This window comes from Roseicella sp. DB1501 (assembly GCF_013112485.1).
Lineage (GTDB): Bacteria > Pseudomonadota > Alphaproteobacteria > Acetobacterales > Acetobacteraceae > Paracraurococcus.
In genome coordinates this window covers 223,521-246,889 of sequence record NZ_JABFHG010000009.1, presented here as the reverse complement: position 1 = coordinate 246,889, position 23,369 = coordinate 223,521, and the positions used below count along the sequence as shown (strand labels likewise).

24 protein-coding genes are annotated in these 23,369 nt (G+C 73.3%); 10 read left to right on the top strand and 14 right to left on the bottom strand.

What is annotated here, in order from left to right:
* Nucleotides 1-185: 185 nt before the first annotated feature.
* The gene (locus tag HJG45_RS18785) at nucleotides 186-1,847 is read left to right on the top strand and encodes an acetolactate synthase large subunit (protein WP_171613822.1); all 1,662 of its coding nucleotides are present in this window, start codon (nucleotides 186-188) and stop codon (nucleotides 1,845-1,847) included.
* Between the two features lie 149 nt (nucleotides 1,848-1,996).
* Here the strand turns inward: HJG45_RS18785 and HJG45_RS18780 are convergent, their stop codons facing one another.
* Both HJG45_RS18780 and HJG45_RS18775 read right to left on the bottom strand, forming a co-directional pair.
* Entirely contained in the window at nucleotides 1,997-2,251 is a 255-nt protein-coding gene (locus HJG45_RS18780; RefSeq protein WP_171613820.1) for a DUF1150 family protein, read from the bottom strand.
* Between the two features lie 123 nt (nucleotides 2,252-2,374).
* Entirely contained in the window at nucleotides 2,375-2,830 is a 456-nt protein-coding gene (locus HJG45_RS18775) for an Hsp20 family protein (protein WP_254452634.1), read from the bottom strand.
* 249 nt (nucleotides 2,831-3,079) lie between these two features.
* Here HJG45_RS18775 and def point away from each other — a divergent pair, with 249 nt between their 5' ends.
* The 3 genes from def to truA are packed head-to-tail and all read left to right on the top strand — an operon-like array spanning nucleotide 3,080 to nucleotide 5,328.
* On the top strand, nucleotides 3,080-3,607 hold the full coding sequence (gene def, locus HJG45_RS18770; RefSeq protein WP_171613816.1) for a peptide deformylase: 528 nt from the start codon (nucleotides 3,080-3,082) through the stop codon (nucleotides 3,605-3,607).
* Nucleotides 3,608-3,644: 37 nt separating this feature from the next.
* Nucleotides 3,645-4,556: a methionyl-tRNA formyltransferase gene (gene fmt, locus HJG45_RS18765; RefSeq protein ID WP_171613887.1), complete on the top strand. Its 912-nt coding sequence runs from the start codon at nucleotides 3,645-3,647 to the stop codon at nucleotides 4,554-4,556.
* Between the two features lie 10 nt (nucleotides 4,557-4,566).
* Nucleotides 4,567-5,328, top strand: coding sequence for a tRNA pseudouridine(38-40) synthase TruA (truA, locus tag HJG45_RS18760; protein ID WP_171613814.1), 762 nt, complete (start codon nucleotides 4,567-4,569; stop codon nucleotides 5,326-5,328).
* A gap of 36 nt (nucleotides 5,329-5,364) precedes the next feature.
* On the opposite strand, the gene HJG45_RS18755 is transcribed toward truA, so the two are convergent.
* Genes HJG45_RS18755 through dapD form a run of 3 tightly spaced genes read right to left on the bottom strand, consistent with a single transcriptional unit; the run spans nucleotide 5,365 to nucleotide 7,957 of the window.
* Entirely contained in the window at nucleotides 5,365-5,952 is a 588-nt protein-coding gene (locus tag HJG45_RS18755; protein WP_171613812.1) for a hypothetical protein, read from the bottom strand.
* On the bottom strand, nucleotides 5,940-7,112 hold the full coding sequence (dapE, locus tag HJG45_RS18750) for a succinyl-diaminopimelate desuccinylase (RefSeq protein ID WP_171613810.1): 1,173 nt from the start codon (nucleotides 7,110-7,112) through the stop codon (nucleotides 5,940-5,942). Before dapE ends, HJG45_RS18755 begins: the two co-directional genes overlap by 13 nt.
* Nucleotides 7,113-7,117: 5 nt before the next feature.
* Nucleotides 7,118-7,957 (bottom strand): 2,3,4,5-tetrahydropyridine-2,6-dicarboxylate N-succinyltransferase, encoded by an 840-nt coding sequence (dapD, locus tag HJG45_RS18745; protein ID WP_171613808.1) that lies wholly within the window; start codon nucleotides 7,955-7,957, stop codon nucleotides 7,118-7,120.
* Between the two features lie 172 nt (nucleotides 7,958-8,129).
* On the opposite strand from dapD, the gene HJG45_RS18740 reads away from it, so the two are divergent.
* Nucleotides 8,130-9,572, top strand: a complete 1,443-nt coding sequence (locus tag HJG45_RS18740; protein WP_171613806.1) for a diguanylate cyclase domain-containing protein — start codon at nucleotides 8,130-8,132, stop codon at nucleotides 9,570-9,572.
* Entirely contained in the window at nucleotides 9,569-10,783 is a 1,215-nt protein-coding gene (locus HJG45_RS18735) for a DUF2336 domain-containing protein (protein WP_171613796.1), read from the top strand. The genes HJG45_RS18740 and HJG45_RS18735 overlap by 4 nt, the downstream gene beginning before the upstream one ends.
* 43 nt (nucleotides 10,784-10,826) lie before the next feature.
* On the opposite strand, the gene argB is transcribed toward HJG45_RS18735, so the two are convergent.
* From argB to rpmH, 6 genes are all read right to left on the bottom strand, one after another.
* On the bottom strand, nucleotides 10,827-11,711 hold the full coding sequence (gene argB / locus HJG45_RS18730) for an acetylglutamate kinase (protein ID WP_171613794.1): 885 nt from the start codon (nucleotides 11,709-11,711) through the stop codon (nucleotides 10,827-10,829).
* Nucleotides 11,712-11,910: 199 nt separating this feature from the next.
* Nucleotides 11,911-12,558: a ribosome biogenesis GTP-binding protein YihA/YsxC gene (yihA, locus tag HJG45_RS18725; RefSeq protein ID WP_408902026.1), complete on the bottom strand. Its 648-nt coding sequence runs from the start codon at nucleotides 12,556-12,558 to the stop codon at nucleotides 11,911-11,913.
* Between the two features lie 65 nt (nucleotides 12,559-12,623).
* The gene (yidC, locus tag HJG45_RS18720) at nucleotides 12,624-14,429 is read right to left on the bottom strand and encodes a membrane protein insertase YidC (RefSeq protein WP_171613790.1); all 1,806 of its coding nucleotides are present in this window, start codon (nucleotides 14,427-14,429) and stop codon (nucleotides 12,624-12,626) included.
* 9 nt (nucleotides 14,430-14,438) lie between these two features.
* Complete coding sequence (gene yidD / locus HJG45_RS18715; RefSeq protein ID WP_171613788.1) at nucleotides 14,439-14,705, bottom strand: membrane protein insertion efficiency factor YidD; 267 nt, start codon at nucleotides 14,703-14,705, stop codon at nucleotides 14,439-14,441.
* Entirely contained in the window at nucleotides 14,702-15,106 is a 405-nt protein-coding gene (gene rnpA, locus HJG45_RS18710; protein ID WP_171613786.1) for a ribonuclease P protein component, read from the bottom strand. The genes yidD and rnpA overlap by 4 nt, the downstream gene beginning before the upstream one ends.
* 25 nt (nucleotides 15,107-15,131) lie before the next feature.
* A complete protein-coding gene (gene rpmH, locus HJG45_RS28440; protein ID WP_090565110.1) occupies nucleotides 15,132-15,266 on the bottom strand; it encodes a 50S ribosomal protein L34 in 135 nt (44 codons plus the stop codon).
* Nucleotides 15,267-15,501: 235 nt separating this feature from the next.
* On the opposite strand from rpmH, the gene HJG45_RS18700 reads away from it, so the two are divergent.
* From HJG45_RS18700 to HJG45_RS18685, 4 genes are read left to right on the top strand one after another with little or no spacing between them, the layout of a single operon-like run.
* On the top strand, nucleotides 15,502-16,245 hold the full coding sequence (locus HJG45_RS18700) for a TVP38/TMEM64 family protein (RefSeq protein ID WP_171613784.1): 744 nt from the start codon (nucleotides 15,502-15,504) through the stop codon (nucleotides 16,243-16,245).
* Between the two features lie 39 nt (nucleotides 16,246-16,284).
* Nucleotides 16,285-17,739, top strand: a complete 1,455-nt coding sequence (locus HJG45_RS18695; RefSeq protein ID WP_171613782.1) for an NAD(P)/FAD-dependent oxidoreductase — start codon at nucleotides 16,285-16,287, stop codon at nucleotides 17,737-17,739.
* A gap of 36 nt (nucleotides 17,740-17,775) precedes the next feature.
* On the top strand, nucleotides 17,776-18,570 hold the full coding sequence (locus HJG45_RS18690; RefSeq protein ID WP_171613780.1) for a 3-hydroxybutyrate dehydrogenase: 795 nt from the start codon (nucleotides 17,776-17,778) through the stop codon (nucleotides 18,568-18,570).
* A gap of 7 nt (nucleotides 18,571-18,577) precedes the next feature.
* A complete protein-coding gene (locus HJG45_RS18685) occupies nucleotides 18,578-19,753 on the top strand; it encodes a patatin-like phospholipase family protein (RefSeq protein WP_217362971.1) in 1,176 nt (391 codons plus the stop codon).
* Here HJG45_RS18685 and rodA read toward each other — a convergent pair.
* The 3 genes from rodA to HJG45_RS18670 are packed head-to-tail and all read right to left on the bottom strand — an operon-like array spanning nucleotide 19,744 to nucleotide 23,347.
* The gene (rodA, locus tag HJG45_RS18680) at nucleotides 19,744-20,904 is read right to left on the bottom strand and encodes a rod shape-determining protein RodA (protein ID WP_171613778.1); all 1,161 of its coding nucleotides are present in this window, start codon (nucleotides 20,902-20,904) and stop codon (nucleotides 19,744-19,746) included. The genes HJG45_RS18685 and rodA overlap by 10 nt on opposite strands.
* Complete coding sequence (gene mrdA, locus HJG45_RS18675; RefSeq protein WP_171613776.1) at nucleotides 20,901-22,805, bottom strand: penicillin-binding protein 2; 1,905 nt, start codon at nucleotides 22,803-22,805, stop codon at nucleotides 20,901-20,903. The genes rodA and mrdA overlap by 4 nt, the downstream gene beginning before the upstream one ends.
* Complete coding sequence (locus HJG45_RS18670) at nucleotides 22,802-23,347, bottom strand: rod shape-determining protein MreD (protein ID WP_171613774.1); 546 nt, start codon at nucleotides 23,345-23,347, stop codon at nucleotides 22,802-22,804. Before HJG45_RS18670 ends, mrdA begins: the two co-directional genes overlap by 4 nt.
* Nucleotides 23,348-23,369: the final 22 nt, after the last annotated feature.

Genomic DNA, 23,369 nt, shown 5'->3' with positions numbered 1-23,369 from the left:
GCGACCCCGCCGCCCCTGCGCAACCGCTGCTCCGGCGGTCGGCATGGCCAGGGCGGGGATGAACAACCCGATGCGCCGAGGCGTTCTCCGCATGTCGCTGCCTCGCCGGGCATGGCAGGCTGGCCGCGGGCGGGCCGGGCGGCGCGCCCCGGATATCGGGGCCTGAGCTGAGGAGAAGGGCGAGGATGACCAAGGCATCCGACCTGCTGGTGGCCGCACTCGAGAACGAGGGCGTGGACCGGATCTTCGGGGTCCCGGGCGAGGAGAATCTCGATGTCGTCGAATCCCTGCGCACCTCCCGCATCGAGCTGGTCCTCACCCGGCACGAGCAACCTGCCGCCTTCATGGCCGCGACCCATGGCCGGCTCACGGGCCGCCCCGGCGTCTGCCTCAGCACCCTCGGTCCCGGCGCGCTGAACCTCGTCACCGGCGCCGCCTATGCGCATCTCGGCGCCATGCCGATGGTGATGATCACCGGGCAGAAGGGCATCCTCAGCAGCCGCCAGGCCCGCTTCCAGATCGTCGACATCGTCGCCACCATGCGGCCGCTGACCAAGCTCACCCGGCAGATCGTCTCGCCGGCCACCATCCCGCCCCTGGTGCGCGACGCCTTCCGCGTGGCGCAGGAAGAACGTCCGGGTCCCGTCCATCTCGAATTGCCGGAGGACATCGCGGCCGAGACGGTCGCCGGGCCGTCGCCCCTGGTGCCGCCGCATCCGATCGAGATCCCCGTCGCGCACCGCGCCTCGCTGGATCGCGCCGCCGAGATGATCCTTGCGGCCGAGCGGCCGCTCGTCATGCTCGGCGCCGCCGCCAGCCGGCCGCGCGCGACGGCCGGGCTCGCCGGCTTCGTCCGGCGCACCCGCATCCCCTTCTTCACCACCCAGATGGGCAAGGGCACCGTGGCGGGCGGATCGAACCTGTACATGGGCACGGCGGCGCTCTCGGAACGCGACTACGTGCATGAGGCGATCGAGCGTGCCGACCTGATCATCGCGATCGGCCACGACACCATCGAGAAGCCTCCCTTCATCATGGGGCCGGGCGGGCCGAAGGTGATCCATGTCAGCTACACGCCGGCGCAGGTCGAGCAGGTCTATTTCCCGCATGCCGAGGTGATCGGCGATGTCGGGCCGAGTCTCGAGCTGCTCGCCGACAGGCTCGAGGGCCGGCTGCGCCGGGCCGGGGCGCTGCTGCCGCTGCGCGAGGGCATCCTCGGGCGGATCGCCGACCGCGCCACCGAGGAGCGCTTCCCCGTCACGCCGCAGCGCCTCGTGCACGATGTCCGGCAAGTGATCCCGGAGGACGGGATCGTCGCGCTCGACAACGGGATGTACAAGATCTGGTTCGCGCGCAACTACCGCACCACGGTGGCGAACACCCTGCTGCTCGACAACGCCCTCGCAACCATGGGCGCGGGGCTGCCCTCGGCGATGATGGCGGCGATGCTGCATCCGGACCGGCGCGTGCTCGCCGTCTGCGGCGATGGCGGCTTCATGATGAACAGCCAGGAGATGGAGACCGCGGTCCGCCTGGGGCTGAACCTGGTCGTGCTGCTGCTCGAGGATGGCGCCTATGGCATGATCCGCTGGAAGCAGTCGGTGGACCGCTTCCCCGATTTCGGCATGACCTTCGGCAATCCGGATTTCGTCCGCTATGCCGAGGCCTATGGCGCGACGGGCCATCGGGTCGGCGCCACCGGCGAGTTGATCCCGGTGCTGGAGACCGCCTTCCGCGCCGGCGGCGTGCACCTCGTGACGGTGCCGATCGACTATACGGAGAACAAGCGCGTGCTGGTGGACGAGTTGGCAGCGCATTTGCCGGTCGTCGCCGAACCGGGCCGCTGAGCCCGCGCCGCGCCTGGCCCCGTAGGCGCCCATCAGAACCACTGCCACCCGTTGCCCTGCCGCGGCTTGGCCGCGGCAGGCTGTGACGCGCCTCGGGCAGAAGGGACTTCCTGCGCCCCACAAAGCCGCGCAGCGCTTGTGGGCAGTGCTCAGTGCACCAGCGCGGGCGCCATCTCGTGCTGCAGGATGGCGGCGATCGCCAGATCCTGGCTCGGCGCGGCGCCGATCGGGGTACCGTCCGCGGCATGGATCGCGATGGCGTGCTGGCCATTCACCAGCACCGGCCGCAGATAAGCGATCTCCTCGGCGCCGAAGCGCTGCCAATCGGCGAGCGAGAGCTGCCGCAGGGACAGGGCGATCGCGGAGGGCTCGGCGGGTGCGTGGGTCGGGTTGCTGCTCTTCATCTCGAAAACTCTCCTTCCAGCATGGCCAAAGCCCATGCGGCCTGGAGCGACCGAACCTTCCCTAAGCGCCGTGATGCACGCCGGGTTCGTCAGGCCACCCCGGATGATGTGAGGCGCGCCCCGTCAGCCGCGGCTGACGCGCCCTTCGACAACGGTGCGGCTGGCCCCGTTGATCCTGGTGGTCCCCGTGGCCGGGCCGCCGGCGCCGAGGCCCGAAGTGCCACCGGACGTGCCGCCACCGATCGGGATGGTCTTCACCCGCACCTCCGGCTGCGGCCGACGTAGGTCCACATGCAACAGGCCATTGTCGAGCCAGGCCCCCTCCACCTCGATGCCCTCGGCCAGGACGAAGGCGCGCTGGAACTGCCGAGCGGCGATGCCGCGGTGCAGGAAGACGCGCCCCTCGCTGTCATCCTTCTGGCGGCCGCGGATCACGAGCTGGTTGTCTTCCTGCGTGATCTGCAGGTCCTCCATCGCGAAGCCGGCAACGGCGAGGGTGATGCGCAAGCGGCTCTCGCCGGTCTGCTCGATATTGTAGGGGGGGTAGCCATCGGCGCTCTTCGCGACCCGGTCGAGCATCTGCTCGAGATGGTCGAAGCCGAGGAACAGGGGCGATCCGAAGACCGATGGACGCGACACGGTGGCCTCCTCATGCGGAGCGAAGCGGCAGGACGGGCCCGAAGCACCCGTCCAGGACTGCAATGTCGGCAGGGCGGACGGCCGTTGCAAGGGGGTCACGCAGGGGCTACCTCCCCGGCAATCCTCCTCCGCCCGAGGTGACATTTTTCCCTGGCGCCCCTCCGCCCGGCGCCCCAGGTGACCCAACCGATGTCCGACGCCGACCTCCTGCCCATCCTCCTGGTGCCCGACCCGCATCTGCGGGCCAAGGCCCGCCCGGTCGGCCCCGCCGATGCCGATGCCGTCCGCACCCTCGCGCCGCGCATGCTGGACGCCATGTACAAGGCTCCGGGCATCGGCCTCGCCGCGCCGCAGGTGGGGGAGCTGCTGCGGATGTTCGTCGTCGACCTGCAGAAGGACGACGTCCCGGCGCCGATGGTGCTGGTGAACCCCGAGATCGTCGCCCTCTCCGAGGAGCAGGCGGTGCGGGAGGAAGGCTGCCTCTCCCTTCCCGGCCAGTATGCCGAGGTGACGCGGCCGGCCCGGGTGAAGATGCGCTACCACGACCTCACCGGCGCGAAGCGGGAGATCGAGGCGGAGGGCCTGCTCGCCACCTGCCTGCAGCACGAATACGACCATCTCGACGGCGTGCTCTTCGTCGACCATCTGAGCCCGCTCAAGCGCAACATGCTGCTCCGCAAGCTGGCCAAGGAGCTGAAGGCGAAGGCGCGGGCGTGAGCGCAGCCCCAGTGAGCGCGACCTTGTGAGCGCAACCTTGCGGCTCGCCTTCATGGGCAGCCCGGATTTCGCCGTCCCGGCGCTCCGGGCGCTGCATGGCGCGGGCCATGACATTGTGGCCGTCTATTGCCAGCCGCCGCGGCCGGCGGGGCGCGGGCAGAAGGAGACCCCCTGCCCGGTCCACCGCGCCGCGCTCGAACTCGGCCTGCCGGTCCGCACCCCCGCCCGGTTGCGCCGCGACGCCGCCGAGCATGCCGCCTTCGCCGCGCTCGACCTGGATGCCGCGGTGGTCGCCGCCTATGGGCTGATCCTGCCGGCGCCGATGCTGGCAGCGCCGCGGCGCGGCTGCCTCAACATCCATGCCTCGCTGCTGCCACGCTGGCGCGGCGCGGCGCCGATCCAGGCCGCCATCCTCGCCGGCGATGCCGAGAGCGGCGTGACCATCATGCAGATGGAGGAGGGGCTCGACACCGGCCCGATGCTGCTGCGGGCGGCGGTGCCGATCGGGCCGCGCGGCACGACCCCGGCGCTGCACGACGCCCTCGCTGCCGCCGGGGCGGCGCTGATCCTGCGCGCCCTGGCCGAGGCGCCGCCGGCGGTGCCGCAGCCGGTCGAGGGCGTGACCTATGCGCCGAAGCTCAGCAAGGCCGATGCCGGGATCGACTGGCGGGAATCCGCCGCCGCGCTCGACCGCCGGGTGCGCGCCCTCAACCCCTGGCCCGGCACGGTCTTCCGGCAGGGCGGCGAGGCGATCCGCCTGCTCGCCGCCGAGCCGGCCGCGGGCAGCGGGCCGCCCGGCACGGTGCTGGACGCGGCGCCGACCATCGCCTGCGGCGAGGGCGCGCTCCGCCTGCTGCGGCTGCAGCGCCCCGGCCGCGGACCGCTGCCGGCGGAGGCCTTCCTGCGCGGCTTCCCGCTGCCGCCCGGCACGGTGCTGGGCAACGGCTGAGGGGCGGCCGGTGCCCCTCTACGCCCTTACCCTGGAATATCATGGCGGCCCCTTCGTCGGCTGGCAGCGGCAGGAGAACGGGCTCTCGGTGCAGGGGGTGCTGGAGGCGGCGGCGGCACGGCTGAACGGCGGCGCCCCGCCCGCCGCCATCGCCGCCGGGCGCACCGATGCCGGCGTGCATGCCGAGGGGCAGGTGGCGCAGCTCGCCCTCGACCGCGCCATCGACCCGGCCCGGCTGCGCGAGGCGCTCGACTTCCACACCCGCCCGCACCCGGTCGCGGTGCGACGGGCGGCGCTGGCCCCGGCGGGCTGGCATGCCCGCTTCTCGGCACTGCGCCGCGGCTACCGCTACCGCATCCTCAACCGCCGTGCCCGGCCGGCGCTGGAGGAGGGGCTGGTCTGGCATGTGAAATCGCCGCTCGATGCCGCGGCGATGCACGCGGCGGCGCAGGGGCTGCTCGGGAAGCACGATTTCTCCGCCTATCGCGCCGCCGCCTGCCAGGCCGCCTCGGCGCTGCGCACGCTCGACCGGCTGGAGGTGGCGCGGCAGGGCGAGGAGGTGGTGATCACCGCCGAGGCGCGCAGCTTCCTGCACCATCAGGTGCGCAACCTGGTCGGCACGCTGCTCGAGGTCGGCCAGGGCCGGCGCGGCATCGACTGGCCGCGGCAGGTGCTGGAGAGCCGCGACCGCACCCGCGCCGGCATGACGGCGCCGGCGGCTGGCCTCTGCTTCAGCTTCGTCCGCTATGCCGAGCCGCTCGACTGGCAGTAGCCGCCCCTATGCCCGGCTAGACCCGCCCGGCCGGGCTCACCCGGCGAGCTGCGCCACGAAGCCGCCGACGAAGATGCCGATGAGCAGGTCGAGCAGGACGAAGCCGACGGCCCGGCCACCCGGCACGTTGAGCGCCACCTTGGCGACGAACCATTCCAGCCAGAGCGCGTAGCCGAGCGCCGCCAGGCCCAGCCAGCGCGCCAGCACCTCCGGCAGGCCGAAGGCCGCCGGCAGGGTGAGGCCGAGCAGCACCAGGTACTGCACGACATTCGCCCAGTTCCAGGCGGCGATGAAATGCGGCCATTCGGCGCGCCGCCCCTGCGCCTCGGCGAGCGGCAGGGAGGCGAGGGCGAAGCCCGCCCAGGAAATGGCGTAGCCGATGAGCTCGGCGGCGAAGCCCCGCGTCAGCCCGGCTTCCGGCGGGGCGCCGCTCCAGGCGAGCAGCTTGAGCGCGACGAAGGCCGGCAGGCAGAGCAGCGCCGCGTAGAAGCTGCGGCGCACCCCCTCGGTCGTCGCCTCGATCTGCAGCAGCCCGTCCACCCGGCCCTGCGCCAGCCGGAAGGCGCCGCGCAGCCCCGTCGCGATGACCTGCCGCAGCGGGGTCGCGGGGCTCAGCCCAGACACTCCTCGAGCACGCCCCGATACAGCGCCGCGAGGTCGCGCAGCTCGGCGACCGGCACGCATTCGTCGATCTTGTGCATGGTGCTGCCGACCGCGCCGAGCTCGGCGACCCGGCAATGGCGGGCGAGGAAGCGCGCATCCGAGGTGCCGCCGCCGGTATCGAGCGCCGGTGCCTCGCCCGTCACCCGCCGCACCGCGCGTTGCAGCGCCTCGACGAAGGGGCCGGGCTGGGTAAGGAAGCTCTCGCCCGAGCATTCGACGCGCATCTCGTAGCGCGACTCCTCCGCCTGCAGCGCCGCATGCAGCATCTCGGTCAGCGAGGCGCTGCTGTGCAGGTCGTTGAAGCGGATGTTCAGCATCGCCCGCGCCTCGCCGGGGATGACGTTGTTGGCGGCGTTGCCGACATCGAAGCCGGTCACCTGCAGCGTCGTCGCCTCGAAGAACTGCGATCCGCCGTCGATCGGCTGCACCGTCAGCCGGTGCAGCACCCGCACCAGCCGGTGGATCGGGTTGTCGGCGCGTTGCGGATAGGCGCTGTGCCCCTGGATGCCGAAGAGGGTGATCCAGGCCGTCATGCTGCCACGGCGCCCGACCTTGACGATGTCGCCGAGCCGGGCGCGCGAGGTCGGCTCGCCGACCAGTGCCATGTCCGGGATCTCGCCGCGCGCGGCCATCCAGTCCAGGACCTTCGCCGTGCCGTCCTTCGCCGGCCCCTCCTCGTCGCCGGTGATCAGCAGGCTGATGCTGCCGCGGCCTTCCGGATGCGCGGCGAGGTAGTCGGCGAGGCCGGCGACGAAGGCGGCGATGCCGCCCTTCATGTCGCAGGCGCCGCGACCGTAGAGGCGGCCGTCGCGCACCGCGCCGGAGAAGGGATCGTCGGCCCAGCCCTCGGCCGGACCGGGCGGGACGACGTCGGTATGACCGGCGAAGCAGAAATGCGGGCCCGTCGTGCCGCGCCGGGCGTAGAGGTTCTCCACCTCACCGAAGCGCAGCCGGTGGCAGGCGAAGCCGAGCGGCGCGAGCGCCGCCTCGAGCACCCCGAGCGCCCCGGCATCGGCCGGCGTCACGCTCGGGCAGCGGATGAGTGCCTGCGCGAGCGGCAGGGGATCGGTGGCCGCCCGATCCGGGCGCCCGATGTCCTGGCCGATGCCGCCTTGGCCCATGCCGCTCAGTCCCGCAGCAATTCGTTGATGCTGGTCTTCGCCCGGGTCTGCGCATCCACCCGCTTGACGATGACGGCGCAGTAGAGCGAGGGGCCCGGCGAACCATCCGGCAGCGGCCGCCCCGGCAGGCTGCCCGGCACCACCACGGCATAGGACGGCACCCGGCCGACATGCACCTGGCCGGTGGCGCGGTCGATGATCTTGGTCGAGGCGCCGATGAAGACGCCCATGGAGAGCACCGCGCCGCGCTCGACGATGACGCCCTCGGCGACCTCGGAGCGGGCGCCGATGAAGCAGTCGTCCTCGATCACCACCGGGTTGGCCTGCAGCGGCTCCAGCACCCCGCCGATGCCGACCCCGCCCGAGAGATGCACGTTCTTGCCGATCTGGGCGCAGGAACCCACCGTCGCCCAGGTATCGACCATGGAGTTGCGGTCGACATAGGCGCCGAGATTGACGAAGGAGGGCATCAGCACGACGCCCGGGGCGATGTAGGCGGAGCGGCGCACCACGGCGCCCGGCACGGCGCGGAAGCCGGCCTCGCGGAAGCGGTTCTCGCCCCAGTCGGCGAATTTCAGCGGCACCTTGTCATAGGCGCCGGAGGCGGTCGCCATCGGCGCGGAATCGGTCAGGCGGAAGGAGAGGAGGACCGCCTGCTTCAGCCACTGGTTCACCCGCCACTCGCCGGCGCCGCCAGCCGGCTCCGCGACGCGCGCCTTGCCGGAATCCAGCAGCTCGAGCGCCCCCTCGATCACCGCCCGGTCCTCGCCGCGGGTCGCCGGGGAGAGCGTATCCCGCCGCTCCCAGAGGGCTTCGATGCGCGGCTGCAGCGTGCTGGCGTCCATGATCCATCATATCCCGAGGCGTGACCGGAGGCTTGACCGGCCGGGGCGGCGAGGCCGGCCCGGATTGCCGGCGGACCATGCCGAGGCGCCGCCGGGGCGTCAACGCGCACCTGCCCCCGGCAATCCGTGTCGATAATGCATCCTTCATCTCACGCGGTGATACTCGCGCGTCATGAGCCCCCTCGACGAACTGGCCGGTCCGCCCTGTGGTCACGCCGCTTCCCAGTTGGTCGGGGCGGCGGATCTCTGCGGGGCGCTCCTCGATTCCCGCCAGCGCTGGCGGGACTTCGCCACCCTCGCCGCCGACCTGCTGTTCGAGACGGATGCCGAGGGCCGCCTGACCTTCCTCGCCCCCGAAGCGCCCCTCGGCTGGCTGGCCGATGCCCTGCTCGGCCAGCCCGGGCGCTACCTGCTCGCCGCGCCCGAGCCCGATCCCTTCGCGCTGCGCGGCGTGGCCGAGGATCTGCGCGCCTGGTTCCGCCGCCCTGATGGCAGCGCCGCCTGCCTGCACCTCTCCCTCGCCCCGCTCACCGACGCCGCCGGCGGCTTCGCCGGGCTGCGCGGCGCCGGCCGCGACGTGACGCGCGAGATGGCGGAGGCGGCGGCCCAGGCCGCGGCACTCCGACGGTCCGAGGCGCTGCAGCACCTGGTCAGCCGGGTCCGGCGCGAGGTCCTGGCGCCGCGCATGCTCACCGCGACGCTCGACTCGCTGCAGACCGCCCTCGGCTGCGAGGGCGCGGCGGTCCTGGAAGGAGGCGAGGCCGGGATGGTGGTGTCGCACAGCGAGGGCGCCGACCCGGCGCCCCTGCTGCCCGGGCTGCCGGGGCTCGACAGGTTGCAGCGGCCGGTCTTCCTCGCCGGACGCGGCGGCCAGTCCCTGGCCCTGATCCCGAGCGCCCCGCTGCCGCAGCGATCGGCGGGCGAGCCGCAGCAGGCCCTCCTCGCCTGGCGCGGCGCCGGGCGGCCTGGCTTCGATGCCGATGACCGGCACCTCCTCGTCGCGCTCTCCGACATGCTGTTCGTCGTGCTCGGCAACCTGGCGCTGCAGCGGCGGCTGGAACGCCAGGCCCGCACCGATGCGCTGACCGGCCTGCTGAACCGCGGCGCCTTCCTCGACGACCTGGCGCGCCGGCTGGGCCGGCAGGCGCTCGACCCGCTGCGGGCGGGCGGGGCGCTCGGGGCGCTGATCTTCCTCGACCTGGACAATTTGAAGCCGATCAATGACCGACTGGGACACGAAGCAGGCGATGCGGCGCTCGTCGCCCTCGCCGGGCTGCTGCGCGAGATGACGCGGCCGATCGACCTCGCGGCGCGGCTCGGGGGCGACGAGTTCGCCCTCTGGCTGGAGGACATGGATGCCGAGCGCGCCGCCGCCCGCGCCGCCGCGCTCTGCGCCGCGGCCGCCGACCTCGCGGAGCGGCCGCAGGGCCGCACGCCGTCGCTGACCGTCAGCATCGGCTGCGCCATCCGCCGCCCCGGCGCCGTCGAGGCCCCGGAGAGCCTCATCGCCCGCGCCGATGCCGCGATGTACGCCGCCAAGCAGGGCGGCCGGAACCGCTGGGTCCTGGCGGCGGGAGAGGCGACGGCCGCCATGCCGCAGCGGCTGGCCTCGTGACGGTGGCGCCAAGCTACGAGGCGGCCCGGCGCATCGCCGCCGAGGGCACGCCGGCCGAGCGCGTCGCCCTGGCCTCCCGGTCGGAGGCGGCCCCCGAGATCCTCTATTTCCTCGCCTGCGACGGCCGCCCGACGGTGCGCGCCGCGGTCGCAGCCAATGCGGCGACGCCGGTGCAGGCCGACACGCTGCTGGCCGGCGACGACGACCCGCGGGTGCGCGCCGTGGTCGGGCGCAAGCTGGCGCCGCGCGCGCCCGAGCTCGCCGCCGCCACGGACCGGCTGCACAACCTCGCCTGGAGCACGCTCCGCGCCCTCGCCGCCGATACAGCGGTGATGGTGCGCAAGGTCATCGCCGAGGAGCTGCAGGCGATGCCGGATGCGCCGCGCGAGCTCATCCTGCGCCTCGCCCAGGACACGGCGATCGAGGTCGCCGAGCCGGTGATCCGCTTCTCGCCGCTGCTGACCGAGGAGGACCTGCTGGCCCTGCTCTCGGCGCCGCCGGTGCCGGCGACCGTGACCGCGGTGGCCCGCCGGCCGCATCTCAGCGAGCGCCTCTCGGAGGCGGTGGTCGCCCGCGCCGACGAGGCGGCGACCGCCGCGCTGCTGGCCAATGAGTCCGCGGCGATCCGCGAGCGCACGCTCGACCGGCTGGTCGCCGAGGCGGCGACGCATACCGCCTGGCAGGACAGCCTCGTCCGCCGCAGCGGTCTGTCGGCGGGCGCGGTGCTGACGCTGGCCACCATGGTGGCCGACCACCTCCTGGCGCCGCTGATCAGCCGCAACGATCTCGACCCGAGCCTCGCCCGCGTGCTGCGCGCCCGGGTCGCCCTGCGGCTGGAGCGGCGCGGCGAGGACTCGCTCTCGCCGGAGCTCGCCTTCGAGGAGGCGGCCTTGCGGGGCGACCGCACCCGCATGCTGCGGCTGCTGGCGGAGCGCAGCGGCGTCCCGGTGCTGGCCATCGAGCATGTGGCGCAGCTGCGCAGCGCCAAGGCGCTGGTCAGCCTGTGTTGGAAGGCGGGCTTCGACCCGCGCTCGGCACTCCTCGCCCAGGGCGTGCTGGGGCATATCCCGCCCGATGCCGCGATGCCGCTGCCGGAGGCGGGCGGCTGGCCGCTGACGGTGGCCGAGATGCAATGGCAGATCGAGGTGCTGACGGTGCCCGCGGCGCCCGCCCCGCGGGCGGCCGAGCGGCGCGAGCGGCTGAGCGCCTGATGCCGCGATGGGCCGCGCCGCCCGACATCCGGGCGTCCCGGCCTCAGGGCTTGATCAGCGTGCCCGCCCCGTGATCGGTCAGCAGCTCGCGCAGCACCGCATGCGGCACCCGCCCGTCGAGGATGACGACGCCCTTCACCCCCTTCTCGATGGCGTAGATGCAGGTCTCGACCTTCGGGATCATGCCACCCGAGATCCAGCCGGCGGCGATGCCGGCCCGCACCTCGGCGACCGTCATCTCCGGGATCAGCGCGCCATCGGGCCCGAGCACGCCGCGCACATCGGTCAGCAGCAGCAGCCGCTCGGCGCGCAGCGCGCCGGCCACCGCGCCGGCCACCGTATCGGCGTTGATGTTGTAGGTCTGGCCGTCCGCGCCGACGCCGACCGGCGCCACCACGGGGACGATATCGGCGCCGATCAGCAGCTCCAGCACCCGGGTATCGACCGATTCCGGCTCGCCGACGAAGCCCAGATCGACCACCTGCTCGATATGCGAGTTGGGGTCGAGCACCCGGCGCATCAGCTTGCGCGCCCGGATCAGCCCGCCATCCTTGCCGGAGATGCCGACGGCGATGGCGCCGGCGCGGGTGATCGCCTCGGCCACCTGCTTGTTCACCGGGCCGGCGAGGACCATCTCGACCACGTCGAGCATCGCCTCGTCGGTGACGCGCAGGCCCTGGATGAAGGTGGACTGCACGTTGAGGCGCTTCAGCATGGCGTTGATCTGCGGCCCGCCGCCATGCACCACCACCGGCTGCACGCCCACCTGCTCGAGCAGCGCGATGTCGCGGCCGAAGCGCAGCGCCGTCGCCTCCTCGCCCATGGCGTGGCCGCCATACTTCACCACCACGATCTGGTCGTCGTAGCGCTTCAGGAAGGGCAGCGCGCCGGCGATGATCGTCATCGGGTCGGGCGTGTCGTCGGACATCGGACGCGGCTCCGGATCGAGCAGAGCCCGATCGGGCAGGTTCGCCCGAGCGGGTGAGGATGCTGTGAAAACACCACGCCGGAGCATTCGCCGTGAACCGGCGATGCCCTGGCGCCCGAGCCCTGTAGAGCAGTTTCCCGCCGGGGAAAATCCGCCCCCGGTGACAGATGTGCCCCCCGGCGGCGGGCAGCGCCCCGGCTCAGGCCGCGAGCGCCGCCATCTCCGCCCGCAGCTCGGGGATGCCGAGCCCGGTCTCGGCGCTGGTGACGATCACCAGCGGATGCCCCGCGGTATGGCTGCGGGCCAGCGCCTCGGCCTCGGCCCGGCGCTTCTCCAGCCAGTAGGGCTTGGCGTCGTCCGCCTTGGTCAGCACGATCTGGAAGGCGACGGCGGCGTCGTTCAGCAGTTCCATCGCCGCCCGGTCGCCGGCCTTGGTCTCGATGCGGGCATCGAGGAGGAGAAAGACGCGCCGCAGCGTCGGCCGGCCGCGCAGGAAGTCGAACATCAGCCCCTGCCAGTCCGCCTTCACGCTCTTCGAGGCCTGGGCATAGCCATAGCCCGGCATGTCGACGAGGGTGAGCCGGCCGGCGAGGTCGAAGAAGTTGAGCTGCCGGGTGCGGCCGGGCGTGTGGGAGACGCGGGCCAGCGCCTTCTGCCCGGTCAGCGCATTGACCAGCGAGGACTTGCCGACATTCGAGCGGCCGCAGAAGGCGATCTCCGGCCGCCCCGTGGGGGGCAGCTGGTCAAGCCGCTGCGCCGCGTGGAAGAAGGTGCAGGGCCGGGCGAAGAGCAGCCGCCCGGCCTCGATCAGCGCCGCCCGCTGTTCCGGCGTGGTGGCCTCGATCAGGCCGCCCGCGGGCAGGGGCGGGCCGGAGGGGGTGGACCGGTCGGGCGCCCCCTGGTCCGGGCCGCTCACCCCTTCTTCGGCTTCGCCGCGCCCGCCGGCACCGCCGCCGCGGGCACCGCCGCCGTCCCTGGCCGGCCCGGCTTGACGCCGCGCTGGATGGTCCATTGCTGGGCGATGGAGAGCAGGTTGTTCCAGGACCAGTAGATCACCAGGCCCGCCGGCATGCCGGCCAGCATGAAGGTGAAGATCAGCGGCATCCACTGGAACAGCTTGGCCTGGATCGGGTCCGGCGGCTGCGGGTTGAGCCGCTGCTGCAGGTACATCGTCGCGCCCATGATCAGCGCCCAGGCCGGCATGTGCAGGTAGTGCGAGAGCTGCGCCGGGTCGTAGGGGATCAGGCCGAACAGGTTGAACAGGTTGGTCGGGTCGGGCGCCGAGAGATCGCGGATCCAGCCGAAGAAGGGCGCGTGCCGCATCTCGATGGTGACGAAGAGCACCTTGTAGAGGGCGAAGAAGACCGGGATCTGGATCAGGATCGGCAGGCAGCCCGAGGCCGGGTTCACCTTCTCCGTCCGGTACAGCGCCATCATCTCGGCCTGGGCCTTGGCCGGATCCTCCTTATAGCGCTCGCGGATCTCGGTCATCTTCGGACCGAGCACCTTCATCTTGGCCATCGACTTGTAGGACTTGTTGGCCAAGGGGAAGAACAGCGCCTTCAGCACCAGCGTGAAGACCAGGATGGCGACGCCGAAATTGCCGAGCGTCGAGCCCAGGAAGTGCAGGACGTGGAAGAAGGGCTTGGTCAGGAAGTAGAACCAGCCGAAATCCACCGCCTTGTCGAAATCCGGGATGCCGAGCCGGGTGGCATAGGCATCCAGCAGGTTCACCTCCTTGGCGCCGGCGAAGAGGCGGAGCGCCTGGCCGCCGCCGGTCTCGCCGGGCGCGATGGTCAGCGCCGCGGGCGGGGCAAAATCGGCCTGCCAACGGTCCTGCCCCCCCTCGGGCAGGGCGCGGAAGGTGGCGCGGAAGCGGGCCGACTGGTCGACCGGCGCGAGCGCGGTCAGCCAGTACTTGTCGGTGATGCCGGCCCAGCCGCCCGGGCCCTCCTGCTCGAGGGCGACGCCGTTGCGCTTGGCGGCCTCCGACTTGGCGCTGGAATAGGTCTCCTCCCGCAGCTTGCCGTCGAGCACTCCGACGAAGCCTTCATGCAGGATGTAGAAGCCCTGGGTCGGCGGCGTGTACTCGCGGCGGATGCGCGCCCAGGGCAGCAGCTGCACCGGCGCCGTGCCGTTGTTCCGCACCCGCTGCTCGGCGGTGACCATGTAATTCTCGTCGAGCGAGAGCACGATCTCGAAGACCTGGCCCTGGCCGTTGTCCCAGCGCAGCGTCACCGGCGTGCCGGGGGCGAGGCGGCTGCCCTCGGCGGTCCAGTCGGTATCGTTGCCCGGCACGGGCGTGTGCCCGTCCGCCGCGGTCCAGCCCCACTGGTTATAATAGGGCGCCGCGCCATCGCGCGGGGCCAGGAGGCGGACCAGCGGCGAGTTCCGGTCGACGGTCTCGTGGTAGTCCTTCAGCACCAGGTCATCGAGCCGGGCGCCGCGGAGATTGAGCGTGCCCTGCACGCGCGGACCCTCGACCGGGATGCGGGCCGCCGGGCTGCGCGGCGCGCCAGCGGCCGGCGCGGCATCCGTCGGCGCGCCGAGCGGGCCGGTCGGGCCGGGCGTCGGCGCGGCCTGCTGCACCTGCGCCGCCTGCTGCTGCGCGGCCTGCTGGGCGCGCTGCGCCTCGCGCGCCGGCCGGCCGAGGAAGTCGAAGATCAGCAGGATGCCGATCGAGAGGGCGATCGCCGCGAGGAGGCGCTTCTGGTCCATGGAACGAGGTCAGCCTTTCGGAACGGGCTGGAAGGCGGGGGGCGCCGCGGCGCGGGATGGCGGGACCGGGTCCTCGCCGCCGGGATGCCAGGGATTGCAGCGAAGGATGCGCCGGGTGGCGAGCCAGCCGCCGCGCAGCGCGCCATGGCGCTGCAGCGCCTCCAGCGCGTAGTGGCTGCAGCTCGGATGGAAGCGGCACTGCGCCCCGATCACCGGGCGAAGGGTCCATTGATAGGCGATGACGGCGCCGCGCAGCGCCCGCGCCGCGGGCGTCACGGCCGCGGCTCCCGGGCGGACTCCGGGGCATGGCCGGGCGGCAGGCCCGGCTCCGCTGCACCCTCCGGCACCCCCGCCTGGCGCAGCGCGCCGCGCAGGTCGCCGAGCAGCGCCGGCCAGGGCCGGCGGCCGGTGCCGTCGCGGGCGATCAGCACCAGGTCCCAGCCGGCGGGCGGCGCCTCGCCCAGCGTCAGGCGCGCCGCCTCCCGCAGCCGGCGCTTGGCGCGGTTGCGGGCGACGGCGTTGCCGATCTTCTTGGTGGCCGTGAAGCCGAGCCGCAGCCCGCCGGCCGGCTGCGGCAGCGCCTGCAGCACCAGCCCCGGCCTCGCGGCCTTGCGGCCCCGGCCGGCGACCTTGAGGAATTCGCCGCGCCGGGTCAGCCGTGGCAGGCGCCCCGGCATGGCAGGCCCCGCTCCCGCGCCCTGGTCAGGCGCTGAGCTTGGTGCGGCCCTTGGCGCGGCGGTTGGCCAGGACCTTGCGGCCGCCCACCGTCGCCATGCGGGTGCGGAAGCCATGCCGGCGCTTCCGGACGAGCTTGGAGGGCTGATAGGTACGCTTCACGGGACTGATCTCCGAAAGGAAAAGCGTCGGCGCGGCGCCGGGGACGGGCTCCGGGGCGCGCGGCTGCGACGGCCGGCGACCCGTCCTGAGGAGGGCCGCGGCGAAGGCGCGCACGTATAGGGAGGCAGCGGGGCCGCCGTCAATCGCGGTGGCGCCGGCGCGTCGCTCCCGAGTAACGCCCAGGGGTAACGCCTGGGGGTAACGCCCGACGCTGCGGCGACGAAGCCAGGACCCGATGCCCGATTCCCCCCCGCCGGCCCCCGATGCGCCTTCTGGCCCCCGCCCGGGCCCGGCCTGGCGCCGCCTCTGGCCGCTCGCCCTTCTCCTCGCCGGGCTCGGCCTTGCCTATGCGCTTGGCCTGCACCGCGTCCTCAACCTCGACGCGCTGGCGGCGCACCGCGCCGCGCTCGCCGGCTTCGCCACGGCGCGGCCGGCGCTGGCGCTGCTGCTCTATCTCGGCCTCTACATCCTCGTCGTCGGCGCCTCCCTGCCCGGCGCGACGGTGCTGACGCTGGCCGGCGGCCTGCTCTTCGGCCCCTGGCTCGGCGCCGCGGCCGCCGTGCTCGGGGCGACGCTCGGCGCCTGCCTGGTCTTCCTCGCCGCGCGCCACGCCCTGGCCGGGGCACTGCTGCGGCGCGCCGGGCCGCGGCTGGCCCGGGTGGCGGAGGGGTTGCGACGGGACGGGTTCTGGGTCCTCCTCTCGCTCCGGCTGCTGCCGGTCCTGCCCTTCTGGCTGGTCAACCTCGCCCCGGCCCTGGCCGGCATGCCGCTCGCGCCCTATGCCGGGGCCACCCTGCTCGGGATCATCCCGGCGACCGCGGTCTTCGCCGGCATCGGGGCGGGGCTCGGCCAGGTGCTCGAGGCCGGGGGGCGGCCGGACCTGTCGGTGATCCTCTCGCCGGGGATCCTGCTGCCGCTGCTCGGCCTTGCCGCCCTGTCCCTGCTCGGGGCCTGGTGGCGTCGCCGCCGCGCGGCGTGACCGGCAGGGGATGCAGGCCGGGAGGAGAAGGGGAGACGCATGCCTGATTTCGACGTGGCGGTGATCGGCGCGGGGGCCGCCGGGCTCTCGGTCGCGGCCATCTGCAGCGGCCTCGGCCTCAGTGTGGCGGTGATCGAGCGCGGCCGGATGGGCGGCGAGTGCCTGAACACCGGCTGCGTTCCCTCGAAGGCGCTGCTCGCCGCCGCGCGCGCCGCGGCCGAGGCGCGGCAGGCGGGCCGTTTCGGCCTGCGCCTGCCGCCGCCCGAGATCGACTGGGCCGGGGTGCGGGCGCATGTGCAGGGCGCCATCGCCCGCATCGCGCCCAATGACAGCGCCGCCCGCTACCGCGGCATGGGGGCCGAGGTGATCGAGGCGGCCGGGCATTTCGCGGCGCCGGACGTGATCGAGGCGGGCGGCCGCCGCCTCAGCTTCCGCCGCGCCGTCATCGCCGCGGGCAGCCACCCGGTGATCCCCGACATCCCCGGCCTCGACGGCGTGCCCTGGCTGACCAACGAGACGCTCTTCGACCTCGCCGAGCCGCCGGGCCATCTCATCATCCTCGGCGGCGGCGCGGTCGGGATCGAGATGGCGCAGGCGCATGCCCGGCTCGGCTGCCTGGTGACGGTGGTCGAGGCGGCGCCGCGCATCGCCCCGGGCGAGGAGGAGGAGCTGGTCCACCCGCTCCGCGCCGCGCTGCTGGCCGAGGGCGTGGCGCTGCACGAGGGCGCGCGGGTGGCGCGCGCCGAGCAGCTCGAGCCGGACAGCCCGCAGGCGAGCGCCGGCGTCGTCCTCCACCTCGCCGACGGCACGCGCATCGCCGGGACGCATCTGCTGCTGGCCACTGGGCGGGCACCGCGCCTCGCCGGGCTCGACCTGCCGGCGGCCAATGTCGCCGCCACCCCGCAGGGCGTGCGCACCCGGCGCGACCTCCGCTCGGTCTCCAACCGCCGGGTCTGGGCGGTCGGCGACATCGCCGATCCGGAGGGGCTGGGGCCGCGCCGCCTCACCCATGCCGCCTCGCAGCACGCCGCGGTGCTGGTGCGCTCCATGCTGTTCCGCCTGCCCGGCACGCGGCTCGACTACGCGGCGCTGCCGCGCGTCACCTATACCGATCCGGAGCTGGCGCAGATCGGCCTGACCGAGGCCGAGGCGCGGGCGGCGGGGCACCGCGAGCTGCGCATCCTGCGCTGGCCGCTGGCCGAGAACGACCGCGCCATCGCCGAAGGGCGGCCGGAGGGGCTGGTGAAGCTGGTGGCGACGCCGCGCGGCAGGCTGCTCGGCGCCAGCCTGCTGGCCCCCGGCGCGGGCGAGATGGCCGGCACCTACGGGCTGCTGATCGGGCGGCGGCTGTCGCTCTCGGCGCTCGCTTCCCTCACCCTGCCCTATCCGACCCTGGCCGAAGCGGGGAAGCGCGCCGCCGGCGCCTTCTATGCGCCGAAGCTGCTCTCCCCCTTCACGAAGCGACTAATCGGCTTGCTCAAACGCCTGCCCTGAGCGTTCATGCCGCACTTGCGAAGGAGCCTCGCCCCCATGGAGACAATCCTCAGCGGCCGGACCGCCCTGGTCACCGGCAGCACCAGCGGCATCGGCCTCGGCATCGCCCGGCTCCTCGCCGAGGCGGGGGCGAAGGTGATGCTGAACGGTTTCGGCAAGCCCGAGGAAATCGCCAGGGCGCGCCAGGAGGTGGGCGCCGCCATGGGCGCGGCCGAGGCGCCCTATTCCGGGGCCGACCTCTCGAAGCCCGAGCAGGTGCGGCAGATGGTCCAGGAGGCGCAGGCGGCGCTCGGCAGCCTCGACATCCTGGTGAACAATGCCGGCATCCAATTCGTGGCGCCGATTGAGGAATTCCCCGACGACAAGTTCGACGCCATCATGGCGATCAACTTCGCCTCGAATTTCCATGCCATCAAGGCGGCGCTGCCAGGGATGCGGGCGCGCAACTGGGGTCGGATCATCAACATCGCCTCGGCCCACGGCCTCGTCGCCTCGCCCTTCAAGGTGGCCTATGTCTCGGCCAAGCATGCGGTGGTCGGCATGACCAAGACCGTCGCGGTGGAGACGGCCGAGACGCCGATCACCTGCAACGCCATCTGCCCGGGCTTCGTGCGCACCCCGCTGGCCGAGGCGCAGGTCAAGACGCTGGCGCAGCAGCACAACCTCTCCGAGGCGGCGGCGCTGAAGGACCTGCTGCTGGTGCACCAGCCCTCCAAGCGCTGGATCGAGGTCGAGGAGGTGGCGCAGATGGCGCTCTATCTTTGCGGCCCGAACAGCGGCGGCGTCACTGGCGCGGCGCTGTCGATCGACGGCGGCTGGTACGCGAGCTGACGCGCGAATGACGCGGGAGACGGGGGCGGGCCCGGCGCCGGACGGGGCGGAGGCGCCGCGGGGCGACCTGCGGGGCGAGGGACCGCTGCCGCCCGAGCTCCTGCCCGATCCGACGCAAGGCGCCCCTTCGGCGCCGCTGCCGCAGCCCGCGGTGGCGAAGCCCATCGCCACCAAGCGGCTCAACCTCGCGCTCCAGGGCGGCGGCACGCATGGCGCCTTCACCTGGGGCGTGCTGGACCGGCTGCTCGAGGATGAGCGGCTGGTCTTCGACGCGGTCTCCGGCACCTCGGCCGGGGCGCTGAACGCGGCGATCTTCGTCCAGGGCCTGGCCGAGGACGGCCGCGAGGGGGCGCGGCGGGCGCTCGACCGGCTGTGGCGCGACGTCGCCGCCCGCCTCGCCATCAGCCCGCTGCGCAACACCCCGCTCGAGAAGGCGCTCTGGGGCTACGACCTCACCTATTCGGTCGCCTACCAGACCTTCGACACGCTGAGCCGCGTCTTCTCGCCCTACCAGCTCAACCCCTTCCCGGTGGAGTTCAACCCGCTGCGGCAGGTGATCGCCGACAACCTCGACACCGAGCGGCTGCGGCAGGACCAGAAGGTGCTGCGCCTCTTCATCTCGGCGACCAATGTCCGCACCGGCAAGCCACGCATCTTCACCCGCGCCGAGGTGACGCCGGACGTAGTGCTGGCCTCCGCCTGCCTGCCGAACGTCTTCAAGGCGGTGGAGATCGAGGGCGAGGCCTATTGGGACGGCGGCTATCTCGGCAACCCGGCGATCTGGCCGCTCTATTACGAGCGCGGCGCGCCGGACATCCTGCTGGTGCAGATCAACGTGCTGAACCGCCAGGAGCTGCCGACTACGCCGTCCGACATCATGAACCGGCTGAACGAGATCAGCTTCAACGCCGCGCTGATGGCGGAGATGCGGGCGATCGACTTCGTGCAGCGGCTGCTCGATTCCGGCCGGCTGGAGCAGCCGCGCTACCGCCGCATCTTCCTCCACTGCGTCGAGGACGAGGAGCGGATGCGGCAGTTCAAGCTCTCGACCAAGCTGAACGGCGACTGGGAGTTCCTGCAGACCCTGCGGCGCTATGGCTGGGAGGCGGCGGACCGGTTCCTCGCGCTGCATTTCGCCACGCTCGGGCGGGAGAGCACGCTGGATATCCAGCGCTACCTGTAACCCTCCCCCGCCGGGGCGAACTCCACATCGCGGTGCACATGCACCGAGAGCAGCAGGCCGAAGCCGAGCATGGTCGTCAGCATGGCCGAGCCGCCATGCGAGATCAGCGGCAGGGGCACGCCGCCGACCGGGATCGCCCCCGTCACCATGGCGATGTTGACGAAGACATAGAGGAACAGGTTGGTGCCGAGACCGACCGCGAGCAGCCGGCCGAAGGCGTGGCGGCAGCGGAAGGCGGTGAGGAAGCAGAAGCCGATCGCCAGGACGAGCAGGGCCAGCGTCGCCAGCGACCCGACGAGGCCGAACTCCTCGGCGATCATGGTGAAGATGAAGTCGGTCTGCTTCTCCGGCAGGAAGTTCAGGTGCCCCTGCGTGCCCTGCAGGAAGCCCCGGCCCCAGATGCCGCCCGAGCCGAGGGCGATCTTCGACTGGATGATGTTATAGCCGGCGCCGAGCGGGTCGCTCTCCGGGTCGAGGAAGGTGGTGATGCGCGCCCGCTGGTAGTCGTGCAGATGCGCATAGGCGATCGGCGCGGCGATGCCCGCGGCGCCGAGGGCGAGGGCGAATTGCCAGAGCCGTGCCCCGGCGGCGAAGAAGACCGCGCCGCCGATCATGGCGGTGATCAGCCCGGTGCCGAGATTGGGCTGCTTCAGGATCAGCCCGACCGGGGCCAGCACCAGCAGCGCCGGGGGCAGCAGGAAGAGCGGGTTGCCCATCCGCTCGCGGCCGGCCCGGCGGAACCAGGCGGCGAGCGCCAAAGCGAGCATGATCTTCATCAGCTCCGAGGGCTGCAGCTGCAGCGGCCCGATATCGATCCAGCGCTGCGCCCCCTTGCCGACATTGCCGTGCAGCAGCACCAGCACCAGCAGCCCGAGGCCGAGCGCATAGCCGGCCCAGGCGAGGCGCGCGATCAACCGGATGTCGACCAGCGCGAGGGAGAGCATCAGCACCAGGCCGAAGCCGAAGCGCAGCGCGTGCTTCGTCGCATAGGGCTCCGGCCCGCCGCCGGCGGAATAGAGCGCGACATAGCCGATGGAAGCGAGGGCGGCGAGCAGCAGGACGAAGCTCCAGGGAATGCGCCAGAGCTTGCGCAGCAGCCCGCCGCGGTCGCGCAGCAGGAGCCGCCGCTCATAGGGCGCGGCCCCGCTCACCGCTTGCCCCCGGCGCCAGCTTCGGCCACGCGCGGCCCCGAGGACGGCGCCGGCGGCGGCAGGGGCGGCGTGCGCAGCCGGGTGAAGGCCTCGACCATCACCTCGCGCGCCAGCGGCGCCGCGGCGCCGGCGCCGCTCATCCCGTGCTCGACGACGACGCTCACCGCATAGACCGGGGCGTCATAGGGGGCGAAGGCGACGAAGAGGGCGTGCGGCCGCCACTCCCGCGGCTGCCGCTCGACCCGGAAGCCACGCTCGCGCTGCTCGCGCGAGACCCGGCGCACCTGCACCGAGCCGGTCTTGCCGGCCATGACACCGAACTGCCCCGGCAGCCGGGCACCGAGGGCCGTGCCGCCGCCCTCGTTCACCACCGCCCACATGCCCTCGCGCACCAGCTTCAGGTCGCGCTCCGCGATGCCGAGCGGCGGCCAGTCCTCCGGCCGGCCGCCCGGCATGGCCTGGCCGCCGAGGCTGCGGGTGAGGTGCGGCTGCACCGCCCGCCCCGTCGCCAGCCGCGCCGCCATGGTGGCGAGCTGCAGCGGGGTGATCTGGTAAAAGCCCTGGCCGATGCCGTGCACGACAGTGTCGCCGGGGTTCCAGGCCTTGCCCTGCGCCTGCCGCCAGGCGCGCGTCGGCACCAGGCCCCGCTTCGCCCCCGGCAGCTCGATGCCGAGATCGACGCCGAGGCCGAAGCGGTTGGCCATGGCGGCGATGCGGTCGATGCCGGTGCGGCGGGCGAGCTCGTAGAAATAGACGTCGCAGGACTGCTTGAGCGCGCCGCGCAGGTCGAGGCTGCCATGGCCCTGCCGGCGCCAGCAATGGAAGCGGGTGTCGCCGAGATCGAGATGGCCGGGGCAGTGGATGCGGTCGGTCGGCGCGATCGTCCGCGCCTCCAGCCCCGCCAGGGCGACGACCATCTTGAAGGTCGAGCCCGGGGCGTAGAGCCCGTTGGTCGCCTTGTTGATCAGCGGCGTCGCCCGGTCGCGGGTCCAGTCCCGCCATTGCCGGGCGGAGACGCCGGCCTCGAAGAGCGAGGGGTCGAAGGAGGGCTGCGAGGCCATGGCCAGCACCTCGCCGTTCCGCGCATCGAGCACGACGACGCTCGTCCCCGCCTCGATGCGGGTGTGCACCGCGCGCTGCAGCCCGGCATCGATGCTGATCGACACCTCCTGCCCGGCGACGCCCTCCTGCCGGTCGAGCTCGCGGATCACCCGGCCGAGGGCGTTCACCTCGAGCTGCACCGCCCCGGCGCGGCCGCGCAGCGCCGTCTCGTGGAAGCGCTCGATGCCGGCGCGGCCGATGCGGATGCCGGGCAGGGCGAGCAGCGGGTCGCCATCCATGTCGCGCTCGGCGGGCGGGGCGACATAGCCGACGATATGCGCGAGATGCTCGCCCTCCGGATAGAGCCGCGTGGTGCCGACATCGATCAGGATGCCCGGCAGGTCGGGCGCGTTCACCTCGACCTGCGCCATCTCCTCCCAGCTCAGGAAGTCCCGCACCGTCACCGGGACGAAGCGGCGGTGGCGGCGCAGCTCACGCTCGATGCGGGCGCGCTCGTGCTCCTGCAGCGGCAGCAGGCGGGAGAAGGCGTCGAGCGTCGCGCCGACATCCTGCGCCTGCTCGGCGACCAGCAGCGCCCGCCAGTTCAGCCGGTTGCCGGCGACGACCTCGCCGTTGCGGTCCAGCACCCGGCCGCGCGGCGGCGGCAGCAGCCGGGCGGAGATGCGGTTCTCCTCGGCCAGGGTGCGGTAGCGCTCGCCCTCCTCCGCCTGCAGGCGCCACAGCCGGGCGCCGAGGAAGCCGAGCAGGCCGAGCTGGCCGAGGCCGAGCGCCGCGGCCCGCCGGGTGAAGAGCCGCCGCCGCTCCGTCTCCTCGCGCCGGCCGGGCGGGAGCAGGCTCATGCCGGATGCCCGGCCGCGGCCTCGGCCCGGCGCATCGCCTCGTGCAGGCGGGTGAGCGGCCAGGCGAGGACGGGATAGAGGCCGATGGCGAGCAGCGCCTGCCAGAGCGCCGGGGCGGGCGGCAGCAGGCGCCAGGCGAGCAGCGCCTGCAGGCCGAGGCCGAGCACCGCCGCCCCCGCCGCGATGCCGGCGAAGGCCAGCCAGACCAGCCGGAAGCGCTGCCGCGCCAGCACCCGCCGCCAGCGCGCGGCAACGCCATGCGCCAGCAGCAGCACCAGCACGCCGCTGCCGGGCGGCGCCGCGGTCAGCAGGTCCTGCAGCAGGCCGAGCCCGAAGACCACCGGCGGCGGCAGGGCGGCGGGGCGGAAGATCGACCAGAAGACGAGGTTGGGCAGCGCGATGGCGGGCAGCAGGCCGGGCAGGCCCGCCGGCAGGCCGGAGGGAAGGGCCGCGAGCAGCAGCAGCAGCAGGGTCAGCCCGGCCGGCAGCAGCGCCCGCGCCAGGTCGTCGAGCCAGCGGAGCAGCCCGGCCCAGCCGCTCATCGCGGCCGGGCCGGGCGCGGCG

What these genes read in the sequence shown, in the direction of transcription:
- HJG45_RS18780 (WP_171613820.1), bottom strand. Translation starts at nt 2,251, where the DNA reads ATGAAGAGCAGCAACCCGACCCACGCACCCGCCGAGCCCTCCGCGATC.
- HJG45_RS18700 (WP_171613784.1), top strand. Translation starts at nt 15,502, where the DNA reads ATGCCCGATTCCCCCCCGCCGGCCCCCGATGCGCCTTCTGGCCCCCGC.
- HJG45_RS18785 (WP_171613822.1), top strand. Translation starts at nt 186, where the DNA reads ATGACCAAGGCATCCGACCTGCTGGTGGCCGCACTCGAGAACGAGGGC.
- yidC (WP_171613790.1), bottom strand. Translation starts at nt 14,429, where the DNA reads ATGGACCAGAAGCGCCTCCTCGCGGCGATCGCCCTCTCGATCGGCATC.
- HJG45_RS18740 (WP_171613806.1), top strand. Translation starts at nt 8,130, where the DNA reads ATGAGCCCCCTCGACGAACTGGCCGGTCCGCCCTGTGGTCACGCCGCT.
- HJG45_RS18775 (WP_254452634.1), bottom strand. Translation starts at nt 2,830, where the DNA reads ATGCTCGACCGGGTCGCGAAGAGCGCCGATGGCTACCCCCCCTACAAT.
- def (WP_171613816.1), top strand. Translation starts at nt 3,080, where the DNA reads ATGTCCGACGCCGACCTCCTGCCCATCCTCCTGGTGCCCGACCCGCAT.
- HJG45_RS18695 (WP_171613782.1), top strand. Translation starts at nt 16,285, where the DNA reads ATGCCTGATTTCGACGTGGCGGTGATCGGCGCGGGGGCCGCCGGGCTC.
- HJG45_RS18690 (WP_171613780.1), top strand. Translation starts at nt 17,776, where the DNA reads ATGGAGACAATCCTCAGCGGCCGGACCGCCCTGGTCACCGGCAGCACC.
- mrdA (WP_171613776.1), bottom strand. Translation starts at nt 22,805, where the DNA reads ATGAGCCTGCTCCCGCCCGGCCGGCGCGAGGAGACGGAGCGGCGGCGG.
- HJG45_RS18670 (WP_171613774.1), bottom strand. Translation starts at nt 23,347, where the DNA reads ATGAGCGGCTGGGCCGGGCTGCTCCGCTGGCTCGACGACCTGGCGCGG.
- argB (WP_171613794.1), bottom strand. Translation starts at nt 11,711, where the DNA reads ATGTCCGACGACACGCCCGACCCGATGACGATCATCGCCGGCGCGCTG.
- rnpA (WP_171613786.1), bottom strand. Translation starts at nt 15,106, where the DNA reads ATGCCGGGGCGCCTGCCACGGCTGACCCGGCGCGGCGAATTCCTCAAG.
- dapD (WP_171613808.1), bottom strand. Translation starts at nt 7,957, where the DNA reads ATGGACGCCAGCACGCTGCAGCCGCGCATCGAAGCCCTCTGGGAGCGG.
- HJG45_RS18685 (WP_217362971.1), top strand. Translation starts at nt 18,578, where the DNA reads ATGACGCGGGAGACGGGGGCGGGCCCGGCGCCGGACGGGGCGGAGGCG.
- dapE (WP_171613810.1), bottom strand. Translation starts at nt 7,112, where the DNA reads ATGGGCCAAGGCGGCATCGGCCAGGACATCGGGCGCCCGGATCGGGCG.